This is a genomic window from Pseudomonas sp. RIT-PI-AD (genome assembly GCF_025642785.1).
Lineage (GTDB): Bacteria > Pseudomonadota > Gammaproteobacteria > Pseudomonadales > Pseudomonadaceae > Pseudomonas_T.
The window spans coordinates 154,481-168,536 of sequence record NZ_JANZKU010000005.1 but is presented as its reverse complement, the minus strand read 5'-3'; the positions used below and the strand labels follow the sequence as shown (position 1 = coordinate 168,536).

At 64.1% G+C, this 14,056-nt stretch carries 17 protein-coding genes; 2 read left to right on the top strand and 15 right to left on the bottom strand.

Annotated features, from left to right (window positions below; genetic code table 11):
• Positions 1–63 precede the first annotated feature (63 nt).
• Both OGL92_RS06460 and OGL92_RS06455 read right to left on the bottom strand, forming a co-directional pair.
• Complete coding sequence (locus tag OGL92_RS06460) at positions 64–1,032, bottom strand: radical SAM protein (RefSeq protein ID WP_263141882.1); 969 nt, start codon at positions 1,030–1,032, stop codon at positions 64–66.
• Between the two features lie 83 nt (positions 1,033–1,115).
• Complete coding sequence (locus tag OGL92_RS06455; protein WP_263141879.1) at positions 1,116–1,754, bottom strand: TetR/AcrR family transcriptional regulator; 639 nt, start codon at positions 1,752–1,754, stop codon at positions 1,116–1,118.
• 73 nt (positions 1,755–1,827) lie between these two features.
• Between OGL92_RS06455 and OGL92_RS06450 the strand changes: the two genes are divergently transcribed.
• Positions 1,828–2,961: an aminotransferase class V-fold PLP-dependent enzyme gene (locus OGL92_RS06450; RefSeq protein ID WP_263141877.1), complete on the top strand. Its 1,134-nt coding sequence runs from the start codon at positions 1,828–1,830 to the stop codon at positions 2,959–2,961.
• 218 nt (positions 2,962–3,179) lie between these two features.
• Here the strand turns inward: OGL92_RS06450 and OGL92_RS06445 are convergent, their stop codons facing one another.
• From OGL92_RS06445 to OGL92_RS06385, 13 genes are all read right to left on the bottom strand, one after another.
• Positions 3,180–3,959, bottom strand: a complete 780-nt coding sequence (locus OGL92_RS06445) for a TatD family hydrolase (protein ID WP_263141876.1) — start codon at positions 3,957–3,959, stop codon at positions 3,180–3,182.
• A gap of 43 nt (positions 3,960–4,002) precedes the next feature.
• Positions 4,003–4,359: a PilZ domain-containing protein gene (locus tag OGL92_RS06440; protein WP_263141875.1), complete on the bottom strand. Its 357-nt coding sequence runs from the start codon at positions 4,357–4,359 to the stop codon at positions 4,003–4,005.
• A 37-nt stretch (positions 4,360–4,396) separates the two neighbouring features.
• On the bottom strand, positions 4,397–5,383 hold the full coding sequence (locus tag OGL92_RS06435; RefSeq protein ID WP_263141872.1) for a DNA polymerase III subunit delta': 987 nt from the start codon (positions 5,381–5,383) through the stop codon (positions 4,397–4,399).
• Positions 5,376–6,008 (bottom strand): dTMP kinase, encoded by a 633-nt coding sequence (gene tmk, locus OGL92_RS06430; RefSeq protein WP_263141870.1) that lies wholly within the window; start codon positions 6,006–6,008, stop codon positions 5,376–5,378. The genes OGL92_RS06435 and tmk overlap by 8 nt, the downstream gene beginning before the upstream one ends.
• The gene (gene mltG / locus OGL92_RS06425; protein ID WP_263141868.1) at positions 6,005–7,087 is read right to left on the bottom strand and encodes an endolytic transglycosylase MltG; all 1,083 of its coding nucleotides are present in this window, start codon (positions 7,085–7,087) and stop codon (positions 6,005–6,007) included. Before mltG ends, tmk begins: the two co-directional genes overlap by 4 nt.
• Positions 7,088–7,090: 3 nt before the next feature.
• Positions 7,091–7,906, bottom strand: a complete 816-nt coding sequence (pabC, locus tag OGL92_RS06420) for an aminodeoxychorismate lyase (protein WP_263141867.1) — start codon at positions 7,904–7,906, stop codon at positions 7,091–7,093.
• The gene (fabF, locus tag OGL92_RS06415) at positions 7,906–9,150 is read right to left on the bottom strand and encodes a beta-ketoacyl-ACP synthase II (protein WP_263141865.1); all 1,245 of its coding nucleotides are present in this window, start codon (positions 9,148–9,150) and stop codon (positions 7,906–7,908) included. The genes pabC and fabF overlap by 1 nt, the downstream gene beginning before the upstream one ends.
• 250 nt (positions 9,151–9,400) lie before the next feature.
• Positions 9,401–9,637, bottom strand: coding sequence for an acyl carrier protein (acpP, locus tag OGL92_RS06410; RefSeq protein ID WP_003283670.1), 237 nt, complete (start codon positions 9,635–9,637; stop codon positions 9,401–9,403).
• Between the two features lie 189 nt (positions 9,638–9,826).
• Entirely contained in the window at positions 9,827–10,570 is a 744-nt protein-coding gene (gene fabG, locus OGL92_RS06405; RefSeq protein WP_263141834.1) for a 3-oxoacyl-ACP reductase FabG, read from the bottom strand.
• A 13-nt stretch (positions 10,571–10,583) separates the two neighbouring features.
• Positions 10,584–11,522 (bottom strand): ACP S-malonyltransferase, encoded by a 939-nt coding sequence (gene fabD, locus OGL92_RS06400; protein ID WP_263141831.1) that lies wholly within the window; start codon positions 11,520–11,522, stop codon positions 10,584–10,586.
• A gap of 102 nt (positions 11,523–11,624) precedes the next feature.
• Positions 11,625–12,635, bottom strand: a complete 1,011-nt coding sequence (gene plsX, locus OGL92_RS06395; protein WP_263141827.1) for a phosphate acyltransferase PlsX — start codon at positions 12,633–12,635, stop codon at positions 11,625–11,627.
• 3 nt (positions 12,636–12,638) lie between these two features.
• Positions 12,639–12,821: a 50S ribosomal protein L32 gene (gene rpmF, locus OGL92_RS06390; protein WP_013791824.1), complete on the bottom strand. Its 183-nt coding sequence runs from the start codon at positions 12,819–12,821 to the stop codon at positions 12,639–12,641.
• Positions 12,822–12,834: 13 nt separating this feature from the next.
• Positions 12,835–13,365: a YceD family protein gene (locus OGL92_RS06385; RefSeq protein WP_263141819.1), complete on the bottom strand. Its 531-nt coding sequence runs from the start codon at positions 13,363–13,365 to the stop codon at positions 12,835–12,837.
• Between the two features lie 107 nt (positions 13,366–13,472).
• On the opposite strand from OGL92_RS06385, the gene OGL92_RS06380 reads away from it, so the two are divergent.
• Entirely contained in the window at positions 13,473–14,051 is a 579-nt protein-coding gene (locus OGL92_RS06380) for a nucleoside triphosphate pyrophosphatase (protein WP_263141816.1), read from the top strand.
• Positions 14,052–14,056 lie beyond the last annotated feature (5 nt).

The following is a 14,056-nucleotide window of genomic DNA, read 5'->3' as shown; positions in this document are numbered from 1 at the left end:
ACGGCGAATACCCGAGCCTGTGCAGCTTCCGCGCCAAGTGGTTCGCGCCGAGCGGGCGACGTTCTAGCCGCCGATGATTTTCATCACCGTCGCGCCGCCGGAAAACGCCACCTCCTGCTTGTCCGCCAGCGCTTTGACCAGCAGGCGCTGCAAGGCGGGAAGCGCCTGATGACGGGGCTTGTCCAGCAGGTCGCCGACGTAGTGACGGTTGCTCGACGACAGGCAGCCGTGCAGCCAGCCGGTGGACGACAAGCGCAAGCGCGAGCAGGTCCGGCAAAAAGGCACGCTTTCGTTGGCGATCACGCCGAAATGGCCCCGGCCGGGAATTTCGAAGCGCAGGGCGGTGGCATCCACCGGGGCTTCCGCCTGGACGAAGGGATGCGCCGCGCCGATTATCTCCTGCAACTCCCGCAACCCTACGAACTGCCGCTGGAAATCGACGCCCGAACCCGCGAGGTGCCCCATGCGCATCAACTCGATGAAGCGCAGCTCGAAACCGCGCTCCAGGCAGTACTCCAACAAGGGCAGCACCTGATCGAGGTTCTGCCCGCGCAGGGGCACCATGTTCAGCTTGATCCGAAAGCCTGCCGCGCGTGCTTGCTCCAGGCCGGTCAGCACCGTCGCCAGGTCGCCGCCGCGGGCGAGGCGACGGAAGGCCAGCGGATCGAGGGTATCCAGGGAAATATTCAGACGACGGATGCCGCACACCTGCAACAGCGGCAATTTGCGGCTCAAGAGTTGGCCATTGCTGGTCAGGCTGATGTCGCTCAGGCCCAGCCCGCTCACCCCTTCGAGAAAGGGCTCCAGCTTCGGACTGACCAAAGGTTCGCCGCCGGTGATGCGCAGGCGCTCGATACCGGCGGCTTCGATCAGGTAGGCCACCCCTCGCACCATCGCCCCGGCGGACAGCTCGTCCTGGGCAGCGACCAGACGCTTGCCGTCTGGGACGCAGTAGGTGCAGGCATAGTTACAGGCGGCGGTGAGGCTGATCCGCAGATTGCGGAAACGCCGCCCTTGGCGGTCGACGATCATGGCAAGCTCCGGTGCGATACCGCCGCAGTATATCGTTCGCCACCGGAACGGCGCATGCCGTTCGAGCCTTCCACGCGGCGGATTCAGCTCGTGGATGTATCCCCATCGCGCTTGCGCTTGTTGCCCATGCGCACACCGATGTCCATGAGGAATTGGAAGAAGCCTTCCTGATCCTCCAACACGTTGCTCCAGAACGGAGAGTGATAGAGCGCTACCGCGCCATGCACCAAGGCCCAGGCGGCGCAATAGTGGAAATAAGGCGGAACATCCTCCAGCTTGCCTTCGGAAATGCGGCCTTTGATCAACAGCGTCAGCCGCTCGAAGTTGGAGGCGCGGATCTTGTGCAATTGATCGACCAAGTCCGGCACCTGATTGCCCTTCACCACTTTTTCCTCGAGGCGATCGAACAACCGGTAGCGTTGCGGATCGCGCATGCGGAATTCGAAATAGGCACGGGAAAGGGCTTCCTTGTCACGGTCGACATCGGCCGAATGCAACAACGCGTTCAAATCCCGCTCATAGTCGAGCATGAGCCGCAGATACACCTCCGCCTTGGATTTGAAATGCTTGTAGATGGTGCCTTTGCCGATGCCGACCGCGTCGGCGATCATTTCCACGGTGACGCTATCCTCGCCCTGCTCCAGGAACAGCTTGAGCGCGGTATCGAGGATTTCCTGTTCGCGGCGCCGAAACTCGCGGACCTTTCGAGGTTCTTTCTGCATAGAAGGGTACGGTGTCGAAAATCAAGCCGCGTATTATGCCAAACCAGCGCCAAATTGCACGGATCATCCGATTATGAGTGGGGTTGACGACGAATTTCCGCAACCGGACGGATTGCATTATCTCAACCATGCCGCCATCGCCCCCTGGCCACGGCGTACCGCGTGGGCGGTCACGGCGTTCGCCGAACGCAACCTTTGCACCGGCGCGCGGGATTATCCCGAATGGCTGCTGGTCGAACAGCGTCTGCGGGAGCGCCTGCAGCGGCTCCTGAATGCGCCGTCCTGTGCCGACATCGCTTTGGTCAAGAACACTTCCGAGGCACTGTCCTTCGTCGCCTTCGGCCTGGACTGGAGGCCGGGCGACCAGGTACTGATCAGCGACGAGGAGTTTCCCTCCAATCGCGTGGTATGGGAGGCCTTGAACTCGCGGGGCGTGGAGGTGCTGCAGGTAAGCCTGAAGGGTGTCGACCCGGAGGGTAGCCTGCTCGCCGCCTGCGGTCCGCGGACCCGGCTGATAGCGATCAGCGCCGTGCAATATGCCAGCGGCCTGCGCCTCGACGTGCAGCGCCTGGGTCATGGCTGCCGCGCCCGTGGCGTGCTGTTGTGCGTGGATGCCATCCAGCAACTGGGCGCCCTGCCCTTCGACGTGCAGGGTTGCGACTGCGCGTTCGCCATGGCCGATGGACACAAGTGGATGCTCGGGCCTGAGGGGCTCGGCGTGTTCTATTGCCGTAGCGATCTGCGCGAAGGCCTCGCACTGCATGAGTATGGCTGGCACATGCTGGAGAACCCCGGCGACTACAACCGCAGCGACTGGCGGCCCGCGCCCAGTGCGCGGCGCTTCGAGTGCGGCAGCCCCAACATGCTCGGCACCATGGCGCTGGATGCCAGCCTGTCGCTTCTCGAAGAGGTCGGGATGCATCGGGTGGGCCAGGCCCTGGAAGACCGCGTGCAAGCATTGCTCGACGGTCTTCCGGGCATTCCGGGCATGCGCCTGCATAGCGCGCTCAATCCGCTCAGGCGTGCCGGGATCGTCACCTTCAGCCTCGACGGCCAGGATACCGCGCGCCTTTTCGAGTACCTGAAAGGTCATCAGGTCGTCTGCGCCAAGCGCGGCGCCGGCATTCGTCTCTCGCCCCACTTCTACACGACGCCCCGGGTGATCGAAGGTACCTTGACGCTGCTGCACGCCTTCGCCAAGAGTTGAGCGATGAGCCGGTCGGTGCGTATTCCAAATCCGTTTAAACAGCGAGGCGGGTTGCCTGGACGACGGGCGATATTCGCCGATACTCCAGTGACCGGCTGACATTTCCCCCAATGGCTGCCGGGCGAAGGCGGCGTGGACCGCGTGCCTTCGTTGTTACTCCTAATGGTCTTGACCCGGATTCATCCCCCAGAAGCCGGGTTTTTTTTGCCTGGACGGGCCTACGCCCTGGCCAGCGGAAACAACCGGTAGAAGTTGGCGGTGGTCAGCTCGGCCAGGGTCTCGTAGGCGATGCCCCGCTCCCCGGCCAGGAACTCCGCCACTTCCCGCACGTACTGCGGCAGATTGGGTTTGCCGCGATGAGGGATGGGCGCCAGGTAGGGCGAGTCGGTTTCGACCAGGAGCCGGTCGGCCGGCACCTGCCGGGCCACCTCGCGCAACGCCGTCGCGTTGCGGAACGTCAGGATTCCCGAAAGGGAAATATAGAACCCCAGGTCCAGCGCGGCCTTGGCCATCGGCCAATCCTCGGTGAAGCAATGCAGCACGCCCGCCTGGGGCAGGTCGGCTTCGCGTAACAGTTGCAGGGTGTCGGCGCGGGCTTCGCGGGTATGCACGATCACGGGCTTACCCGTCACGCGGGCCGCCTGCAAGTGCAGGCGAAACGCTTCGCGCTGCACCTGCGCAGCATCCGGCTGGTAGTGGTAGTCGAGGCCGGTCTCGCCGATCGCCACCACCCGCGGATGGTCCAGTTCGCCGAGCAACCAATCCAGAGCCGGCGCCCTGCCCGGTTCGAGGTCAAGGGGGTGTATGCCCACCGAGCAATGCACGTCGGCATAGCGTTCGGCCAAGGCTTTGACCGCGGCTGCATTTTCGGCGCTGACACCGATGCACAGGAAGTGCTCGACACCCCTCGCCCGCGCCGCATCCAGCGCCGCGTCCAGCGAGCCGCCGTGGCGGCTCAGATCGAGGCGATCGAGGTGACAGTGGGAGTCGACCAGCATGAAAGGAATCTCACGGGGGAACGGCCGCGGGACGCGGCGGGTATCACATGGTGTGCGTGGGGCGATCCGACTTGAGCGCGCCGGCCAGGTAGGTCTCGATTTTGTTGCGCGCGCTGGTATCGCCGTCGTTGAACTGCACGCCGATACCGGCGGCGCGGTTGCCCTGGGCACCCTTCGGGGTGATCCAGACGACCTTGCCGGCAACCGGGATTTTCTCCGGCTCGTCCATCAGGTTGAGCAGCATGAAGACTTCGTCGCCGAGTTTGTAGCTTTTATTGGTGGGGATGAATAAGCCGCCGTTCTTCACGAAGGGCATGTAGGCCGCGTAGAGAACCGACTTGTCCTTGATCGTCAGGGACAGGATTCCGTTACGCGGGCCCAAGTTCGGTGGCAGACTCATGCGGCATTCCTAGCTGGCTGACTCGATGGGCCCGATTCTAGCCCGGTCCGGGCAGGCTTGCCCACTGCACCAACAGGGCTTCGAGAAGCAAGACACGGTTGAGGTTGGCTTTGCCCAGCACTTTTTGCCGCTGGGCCAGCAGCCAGTCCTGGATCGCCAGGATTTTCGCCTGACCGCTCTTGTCGGCGAGGTACTGCACGACCTTGCGCATATCGGCCAGCCCCAGCACCTGCTGATCCCCGGTCAGGCGATAGCGCAACATCGCCTGCGACCAATCGCAGAACCAGTCGAACAGTTGGAGCAACGGCAAGGCATTCCAGCTTTCCGCGAGTTGGCTGGCGCCGATCTGCTGTTTGAGCAGTTTCTTCACCCCCTCCACCACGAGCGCGCGTTGCTCGCGCACACCTTGGGCCTGCAGCCGCAGCGCCGCGAGCGGCGAGCCTGCTGCCAGGGTCAGCAGTTCCTCGCGCTCCTCGGAGTTGCTCTGCGGCAAGGCGCCCTCCAGCCAGGCGAGGCTGCTTGCCCGGTCCGGTAGCGGACAGGCCTGCTGCACGCATCGGCTGCGGATGGTCGGCAGCAGGCGGCTGGGCTGATGGCTGATGAGCAGCAGCACGGTCTCGCCAGAGGGCTCCTCAAGGCTTTTCAGCAGGGCGTTGGCGGCGTTCAGGTTCATCGCCTCGGCCGGCTCCAGCAGGATCACCTTGCGTCCGCCGAGCTGGGCGGTCTGGACCACGAAGTTCACCAGTTCGCGAACCTGGTCCACCTTGATCGCCTTGTCCGCTTCCTCCGGCTCGAGCACGAAATTGTCCGGATGGGTGCCCGCCGCCAGCAGATGGCAGGCCTTGCAGTGCCCGCAGGCCTCCAGGCCATTCGGATGCTGGCAGAGCAGACGCGCCATCAGGCGTTCGGCCAGGGCCCGTTTACCGATGCCGGTGGGCCCATGCAGCAGATAGGCGTGGGCGTGCCGGGTACGACCGGCCAATTGCTGCCAAAGCGAAGTCTGCCAAGGGTAAATTTCAACCACGCCGATGCTCCAGCAATTCGGGAAGCAAGGCGTCCAGCGCTCGCTGCACTTCGCTCAGCGGCCGCGCGGCATCCAGCAGCCGATAGCGCCCCGGCGCCGCGGCCGCGCGGCGCAGATAGGCCTGGCGCACGGCATCGAAGAACGCTCGGCCTTCCTGCTCGAAACGGTCCAGCCTGCCACGTGCCGCAGCGCGGGCCAGCCCGACCTCCACCGGCAGGTCGAACACCAGGGTGAGGTCCGGACGCAGTTCGCCCTGGACGAAGCGTTCCAGCTCGGCGATGCGGCCCTCATCGAGCCCACGCCCGCCACCTTGATAGGCATAGGTGGCATCGGTGAAGCGGTCGCAGAGCACGATGGCACCACGGGCGAGAGCCGGGCGGATGACTTGGGCCAGGTGCTGCGCCCGGGCCGCGAACATCAGCAATAACTCCGTATCCGCTGCCATCGGCTCTTCGCTGGGCGTCAGCAGCAATTCGCGGATGCGCTCCGCCAACGGCGTTCCACCGGGCTCGCGGGTAAGCAGGATTTCCTGGCCCCGCTCCCGCAATCTCTCCGCCAAGTACTCGCGATTGGTGCTTTTCCCGGCGCCTTCGGGGCCTTCCAGGGTGACGAACAGACCGCTCACTCGGCGCTCCTCATGTCGGGGGGACTCGCTGGCGTAACCGGGGCCAGCGGGGCGGGACTCGAACGGTAATCCGCACGGCGCTTCAACTGGTACTCGCGCACCGCGCGGTTATGGTCGTCCAGGGAATCGGTGAAGACGTGGCTGCCGTCGCCACGTGCGACGAAATAGAGGCTACGCCCATCGAGCGGATGGAGCGCGGCGTGGATCGCATCCCGGCCGACCATCGCGATGGGCGTCGGCGGCAGGCCGGGGTGTACGTAGGTGTTGTAGGGGGTCGGCTCGCGCAGGTGAGCGCGGGTCAGCTTACCGGTGTAGCGCTCGCCAAGCCCATAGATCACCGTGGGATCGGTTTGCAGCAACATGCCCTGCTGCAGACGACGGACGAACACCCCGGCGATTTGCGCACGCTCGCTGGGTACCCCGGTTTCCTTTTCCACCAGCGAAGCCATGGTCAAAGCCTGGTACGCCTCGGTGTAGGGAAGCCCTTCGGCGCGCATCCGCCACTCCTCGTCGAGCACCTTGTCCAGGCGCTGACGGGCCTGCTTGAGCAGATCGATATCGCGCATGCCACGGACGTAGTTATAGGTATCCGGATAGAACCGCCCTTCGGGGTAGACCCCTGGCATACCAAGGCGAGCCATTACCTCTTCGTCGCTGAGGCCCGCGAGGGTCTGCTGGAGTTTTTCCTGGCGGCCCAGGGCCGCGCGTACCTGACGAAAAGTCCAGCCGTCCACCAGGGTCAAGCCGTACTGCACGACCTCGCCCTGCCGCCAGAGCTCGAGCAGGCTCGCCGCATCCATACCCGGTGTCAGGCGATACTCGCCGCTGTGCAAGGCCTGCCCTGAAAGATTGAAACGCCAATACAGTCGTAACAGATAGGCGTCGTCGAGCACGCCCTCTTCCTCCAGGCGATTGAGGGTGCCGCCAGGGGTGGCACCCACGGGCACGTCGAGCAAGCGCTCCTCGCTCACCTGCAAAGGTTGTCGCAGCGCTTCGCGCTGGAGCCAACCGACAGCGGCCAGTGCCAGCCCGGCCAGAAGCAGGCCGCCCTCCAGCAGCGCCAAGAATTTGCGTATCACGTATCAGGAGTCCAAGAGGCCGCGGGCGATGCCCTGCAGTTTACGGGTGAGTGCCCCCACCGGCCAACGGTGTTCGCCGATGGCGCGTACCGGCCATACGCCATATTGACTGTTGCACAGGAAGACTTCGTCCGCTTCCAGCAGGTCTTCATGGGGGATATCGCGCACCTCCACCGGTACGCCGATGCGGACGGCCTGCTCGATCAGCTCGGCTCGCATCACCCCGGCGACGCCACAGCGGGAAAGGTCGGCCGTCGCTAGGACCCCGTTCCTGGCCAGGAACAGGTTGCTGTAGACCCCTTCGATCACCCTGCCGTGGACGTCACGCAGCAGGCCTTCCGCCAGGCGGCTATCGCTCCATTCGGCACGTGCCAGCACTTGCTCGAGGCGATTGAGGTGCTTCAATCCCGCCAGCAAGGGCTGTTCGGCCAGACGGGTGACGCAGGGAAACAGGCTCACCCCTTCTTCGGCATGACGCGCGGGATAGGCGGCGGGCGAATGGCCCAGCAAGACTCGTCGAGGATGGACCGGCGCGGGAGCCGCATACCCCCGCGGGCCCTCGCCACGGGTGAGGATGAGCTTGATCACGGCCTCCCCATGAAGGGCCGCGAACGCCTGTATTTCGCGCCCGACGAGTGCCCGGTCGAGCGGAATCGACAAGCGCCGCGCGCCATCCTCGAGCCGGCTCAGGTGCCGCTCCAAGAGGCGCGGCCGGCCGGCGCGCACCCCAATGGTTTCGAACAATCCATCGCCGTAGGCCAACCCCCGATCCGCCAGCGCCAGGCTGGCGCAGGGTTGGCCGTCGACCCAACTGGTCATCAATCGGCGTACCGACGGAACACCAGTGAGCCGTTGGTGCCACCGAAACCGAAGGAGTTCGACAGCGCCACTTCGATCGGCAGTGCTTTCGCCTGGTGCGCGACGAAATCGAGGTCGCATCCCTCGTCGGGATCGTCCAGGTTGATGGTGGGTGGCGCGACCTGGTCACGAATCGCCAGGATGCTGAAGATGGCTTCCACCGCGCCCGCCGCGCCGAGCAAGTGGCCGGTCATGGATTTCGTCGAGCTGACCGAAAAACGCCGGGCGTGATCGCCGAACACGGTTTTCAAGGCCGCGACCTCAGCCAGATCCCCGGCCTGGGTCGAGGTGCCGTGGGCATTGACGTACTGCACCTGGTCAGGATTGAGCCCGGCATCGCGCAAGGCATTCTTCATGCAACGCGCGGCACCGGCGCCGTCGTCCGGAGGCGAGGTCATGTGGAAGGCATCGCCGCTCATGCCGAAGCCAACCAGTTCCGCGTAAATGGTCGCACCGCGCGCGCGCGCGTGCTCCAGCTCCTCGAGAACCAGCGCACCGGCGCCGTCGGAGAGCACGAAACCGTCGCGGTCCTTGTCCCAGGGTCGGCTCGCGCGCTGCGGGTCGTCGTTGCGGGTGGACAGGGCGCGGGCCGCACCGAATCCGCCGAGGCCAAGGCCGCACGCGGCCATTTCCGAGCCGCCGGCGATCATCACATCGGCTTCGTCATAGGCGATGTTGCGTGCCGCCATGCCGATGCAATGGGTGCCGGTGGTACAAGCGGTGGCGATGGCGTAGTTCGGACCCTGCGCGCCCAGATGGATCGAGAGGAAACCCGACACCATGTTGATGATCGAACCGGGCACGAAGAACGGCGAGATCCGCCGCGGGCCTTGTTCGATCAAGGCGCGGCAATTGTTCTCGATGTTGGTCAGGCCGCCGATGCCGGAGCCCATCGCGATACCGATTCGCTCCCGGTTGGCATCGCTGATTTCCAGGCCGGAATCGCGCACCGCCTGGAAACTGGCGGCCAAGCCGTACTGAATGAACAGATCCAGCTTGCGCGCTTCCTTCAACGACAGGTATTCCTCGACGTTGAATCCCTTCACCGAACCCCCGAAACGGGTGCTATAGGCTGACAGATCCATGTGCTCGATCGAGCCGATGCCACTGCGACCGGCGAGAATCCCCTGCCAGCTGCTCGGCACATCGGTACCCAGCGGCGACAACATCCCCAAACCGGTGACCACGACGCGTCTACGCGACACAGCGATCTCCTTTCTACTCTTCAACAGGCGATGAAAAGGCGCTCAACATCCGCTCGAGGGTACGCGTCTCACGCGTTCGATTCGAGTCCGGGCGTAACGGTTTGACGAAGGACTGCTGCCTACTCCGTTTTTGCCCGCGCGGCGCGGCTGGAATGCCGCTGGCGAAATGATGAACAGGCTCTTAAAGAAAAACCGCACGCCTCGTGAGGGGTCGTGCGGCTTTTACGCGTCGGGAAGCGACGATTACGACTTATTGCGCGTGCGCATTGATGTAGTCGATGGCTTCCTGAACGGTGGTGATCTTCTCGGCTTGCTCGTCCGGGATCTCGGTCTCGAATTCCTCTTCCAGGGCCATCACCAGCTCAACGGTGTCAAGGGAATCGGCACCCAGGTCCTCGACGAAGGAAGCGCTGTTGGTGACTTCCTCTTCCTTGACGCCCAGTTGCTCAGCGACGATTTTCTTGACGCGCTCTTCGATGGTGCTCATACCTTGTTTTCACTCCTATGGAAAAATCCGTGCAGGCTGGGCTGCAGTGTATAGAAAGGGTTTTCTGCATTTCAAGCTGAACGCCATCTCCAACGGGAACCCACCTCTCAACGATCCACACCCGCCTGTGCATTTCTCAGCGGATTTCGGACAGTTTTTGAGACAGTTTCCCCGGAAGATTCGTCACATTCAGCTCATGTACATTCCGCCGTTCACAGGGATAGTAGCTCCTGTCACGTAGGCTGCGCCATCGGAGACGAGGAAGGCCACCACTTGGGCGATCTCCTGAGCCTGCCCCAGACGCCCCAGGGGGATCTGCGTCAACAGCGCCTCACGCTGCGCCTCGGGCAATTCCCGCGTCATATCCGTGTCGATGAAACCGGGCGCCACGGCGTTCACCGTGATGGCACGGGAGCCCACTTCGCGCGCCAGGGCGCGGCTGAAGCCCTCCAGCCCGGCCTTGGCAGCGGCATAGTTGGCCTGGCCGGCGTTGCCCATGGCGCCCACCACCGAGCCAATGTTGACGATGCGGCCCCAGCGCGCCTTGGTCATCCCGCGCAGCACCGCCTTGGACAGGCGGAAGAGGCTGTTCAGATTGGTATCGATGACATCGAACCACTCGTCGTCCTTCATGCGCAGCATCAAGTTGTCTCGCGTGATCCCGGCATTGTTCACCAGGATCGCCGGCGCGCCGTGCATCTGCTGGATACGCTCCAGCACAGCCGCCACCGACTCGCTGTCGCAGACATCGAGCATCAGCCCGCCGCCTTCGATGCCCTGCGCCTTGAGCGTCTCGCCGATGCGCTCGGCGCCGGCCTGGGATGTCGCGGTACCTATCACCACAGCCCCCAGACGCCCCAATTCCAAGGCGATGGCCTGGCCGATGCCACGACTCGCCCCGGTGACCAGCGCCACCTTACCTTGCAGACTCATAATGTTTCCTCGTTCAGGCCAGCGCCGCGCGGGCTGCGGCAAAAGCATCAGGGGTGTCCAGGTTGAAAAGGCCGATGCCTTTCACGCAGCGCTTGTTCAAGCCGCTCAATACCTTGCCAGGGCCGCACTCGACCAACTGGGTCACGCCCAGTTCGGCTAGGCGAACGATGGATTCGGTCCAGCGCACCGGGCTGTACAGCTGGGCCAGAAGAGCTTGCTTGAGGCCTTGAACGTCCTTCACCACATCGGCGCTGACGTTCTGTACCAGAGGGATTCGCGGCGCTTGCCAGTCGACGGCTTCCACCGTCTCGGCGAAGCGTTCGGCAGCCGGACGCATCAAGGCGCAATGGGAAGGCACGCTCACCGGCAAGGCCATGGCGCGCCGCGCGCCGCGCGCATTGCAGGCCTCGATGGCACGCGCGACTGCCGAAGCGTTACCGGCGATCACCACCTGGCCAGGGGCGTTGAAATTGACCGCGCTGACCACTTCACCTTGCTCGGCCTCGGCACAGGCCGCCATGACCTCGGCATCCTCGAGACCGAGGATGGCGGCCATACCGCCCTGCCCGGCCGGTACGGCCTGCTGCATCAATTGGCCACGCAACTCGACCAGCTTCACCGCCGCCGCGAAATCGAGGCTGCCGGCGGCGACCAGGGCCGAATATTCGCCGAGACTATGGCCTGCCACATAAGCAGGCGCAGCGCCGCCCTCGGACGCCCAGAGCCGCCAGAGCGCGATGGAAGCCGTGAGGATGGCCGGCTGGGTTTTGTCGGTCTGATTGAGCGCGTCTTCGGGACCTCGCTGCGCCAACGCCCAGAGGTCATAGCCGAGAACCGCGGAAGCCTCGGCGAAGGTATCGAGAACGCCGGGATGACGCTCGCCGTGCTCGGCGAGCATGGCCAGGGACTGCGAACCCTGACCGGGGAAGACGAATGCGAGGGATGCGGACATTGACTGTTCCCTTGGTAACGGATCGTCGTGAGAGAAAGGCCTGGCTGCGCCAGGCGCGTCGAACTGAACTGTTGGATGACGACCTTTGCCCGGCGGTCACATCTACAGCAACAGATCCTCGAGGCGGCCATGGAGATGCTGCGGCAGGTTTTCCCTGACTTCGGCGAACGTGCGCCGGATCGCGCTCTGGAAGCCCTCCTGGCCCGCCGCGCCATGGCTCTTCACCACGATGCCCTGCAAGCCGAGGAAGCTCGCGCCGTTATGTCGCGCCGGCGCGAGCTCGCCCTGTAAGCGACGCAGGATGGGCAACGCCAACGCACCGACCAGGCGCGAACCCACGCCCTGCGTAAAGAGTGCCTCGATGCGCGCGGAGATCATCGTGACCAGACCTTCGCTCGCCTTGAGCAGAATGTTGCCGACGAAGCCGTCGCACACGACCACATCCGCTTCGCCGCGATACAGCCCGTCGCCCTCTATGAAGCCGACATAATTCAGGCCCGGCGCCTGGCGCAGCAGACTCGCCGCCAGCTTCACCTGCTGGTTGCCCTTGGTCTCCTCCGTACCCACGTTGAGCAGCGCTATACGTGGATGCGGCGTCCCGAGAAGCTCGGCGGTCACCGATCCCATCACCGCGAATTGATAGAGCTGCTCGGCGCTGCAATCGACATTGGCCCCCAGATCGAGCAGATGGCATTCGCCCCGCGAAGTGGGAACCGCCCGGACCATGGCGGGCCTGTCGATGCCCGGCAAGGTCTTCAGGATATGCCGCGACAACGCCATCAGAGCGCCCGTATTGCCGGCGCTGACACACGCCTGCGCGCGACCCTGGCGAACCAGATCCAGCGCCACCCGCATCGAAGCGTCCGGCTTGCCGCGCAGAGCCTGCGACGGACGCTCGTCCATGCCGATCACCTCGCCGGCATGCTCGACGTGCAGGCGACGACGATCGACCGCGGACGCGCGAGCGATGAGTTCTTCGAGGAAAGGGGCTTGGCCGACGAGGACCAGATGCAAGGAGGGAAACTCAGCCAGACAGGCGATGCTGGCCGGAACAATGCAGTGGGGACCGAAGTCCCCACCCATTGCATCAATCGCGATGACAGGAGCGGACAAGGATTACTCGTCGGCGCCCTTGTCGATCACTTTACGACCCCGGTAAACGCCTTCCGGGGAAACGTGGTGACGCAGGTGAACTTCGCCAGTGCTCTTCTCGACGGACAAGGCATTGGCCTCGAGCGCATCGTGGGAACGACGCATGTCGCGGGCAGAGCGGGATTTTTTGTTCTGCTGAACAGCCATAATAGATTAACTCCTAAACGTTTGGGTCACGCTTTAACTGCGCCAGTACGCTGAACGGGTTGGACCGCGTTACCTCGTCTTCGCTCGGCTCGGGCTCGTCGTGAACCGTCCCCGGCTGCTGGCAATCTTCAGGGTCATGGGCCGGAACGATGGGCAGGGCGAGCAGAAGCTCATCCTCCACCAACGTCATCAGATCCAGAGGATCCTCGCCCACTTCCAGCACGTCATAGCCCTTCGGCAGCGACTGGGTATCCGCGCCTTCCTTGACGACCGCGTACACGGTTTCGCTGTGGATAGGCAAAGTGACCAACTCCAGACAACGCTGGCAAACCATTTTCACCTCGACGTCGAGTGCGCTATGGATGACCATGGCGCGACGTTCGTCGCGATCGAAAAGCAGCTTTACCCGCACGACGCCGGTGTCGTCCGCAAGCGGATCGCAGAGTCGCTCCAAACCGGACAATGGCATTTCACCCTCAAGGGTGGCGCCACGATCTGCCAGTTTGCGCGGATCAACGTGAGGTGGAATCGGCCCATTCAACATGGCGCGACATTCTAGGGATGGCCCCCGCCTCTGTCAAAGAAATTCCGCATTGTCAGGCACTTGCCCTGCCCGCTTAGAATGGACGCCTCGCCACCCCGGAGACTCCCATGACCCCACTGCTGCTGGCCTCGAGCTCGCGTTATCGGCACGAACTGCTCGAACGCCTACGCCTACCTTTCGTCTGGATGGCGCCGGACATCGATGAAAGCCCTCGACCCGGCGAGCCCGCCGAGGCCCTGGTGAAGCGCCTCGCGGAACAGAAGGCACGCGCCCTGAGCGCCCATCACCCTGACGGCCTGATCATAGGATCGGACCAGGTCGCGGTGAACGGCGAGCGCATCCTCGGCAAGCCGGGAGACTTCGAACGGGCGAAAGCTCAGCTAGTGGCAGCCAGCGGGGGCAGCGTACGCTTCCTGACCGGCCTGGCGCTGCTCGACAGCCGCAGCGGCCGCTGCCAGGTGGATTGCGTGCCCTTCACCGTGCACTTCCGCCCCCTGGACGAGCCCCAAATCACCCGCTACCTGCACGCCGAACAGCCTTACGACTGCGCCGGCAGCTTCAAGGCGGAAGGCCTGGGCGTAAGCCTGTTCCGCAAGACCGAAGGGGAAGACGCCACCAGCCTGATCGGCCTACCGCTGATCCGGCTGGTGGACATGCTTATAAAGGAAGGAATCGAGATTCCCTGACCGCC

What these genes read in the sequence shown, in the direction of transcription:
- OGL92_RS06445 (WP_263141876.1), bottom strand. Translation starts at nt 3,959, where the DNA reads ATGCTGGTCGACTCCCACTGTCACCTCGATCGCCTCGATCTGAGCCGC.
- OGL92_RS06455 (WP_263141879.1), bottom strand. Translation starts at nt 1,754, where the DNA reads ATGCAGAAAGAACCTCGAAAGGTCCGCGAGTTTCGGCGCCGCGAACAG.
- pabC (WP_263141867.1), bottom strand. Translation starts at nt 7,906, where the DNA reads ATGACCAGTTGGGTCGACGGCCAACCCTGCGCCAGCCTGGCGCTGGCG.
- OGL92_RS06450 (WP_263141877.1), top strand. Translation starts at nt 1,828, where the DNA reads ATGAGTGGGGTTGACGACGAATTTCCGCAACCGGACGGATTGCATTAT.
- fabD (WP_263141831.1), bottom strand. Translation starts at nt 11,522, where the DNA reads ATGTCCGCATCCCTCGCATTCGTCTTCCCCGGTCAGGGTTCGCAGTCC.
- OGL92_RS06460 (WP_263141882.1), bottom strand. Translation starts at nt 1,032, where the DNA reads ATGATCGTCGACCGCCAAGGGCGGCGTTTCCGCAATCTGCGGATCAGC.
- acpP (WP_003283670.1), bottom strand. Translation starts at nt 9,637, where the DNA reads ATGAGCACCATCGAAGAGCGCGTCAAGAAAATCGTCGCTGAGCAACTG.
- rpmF (WP_013791824.1), bottom strand. Translation starts at nt 12,821, where the DNA reads ATGGCTGTTCAGCAGAACAAAAAATCCCGCTCTGCCCGCGACATGCGT.
- OGL92_RS06385 (WP_263141819.1), bottom strand. Translation starts at nt 13,365, where the DNA reads ATGTTGAATGGGCCGATTCCACCTCACGTTGATCCGCGCAAACTGGCA.
- OGL92_RS06380 (WP_263141816.1), top strand. Translation starts at nt 13,473, where the DNA reads ATGACCCCACTGCTGCTGGCCTCGAGCTCGCGTTATCGGCACGAACTG.
- OGL92_RS06440 (WP_263141875.1), bottom strand. Translation starts at nt 4,359, where the DNA reads ATGAGTCTGCCACCGAACTTGGGCCCGCGTAACGGAATCCTGTCCCTG.
- fabG (WP_263141834.1), bottom strand. Translation starts at nt 10,570, where the DNA reads ATGAGTCTGCAAGGTAAGGTGGCGCTGGTCACCGGGGCGAGTCGTGGC.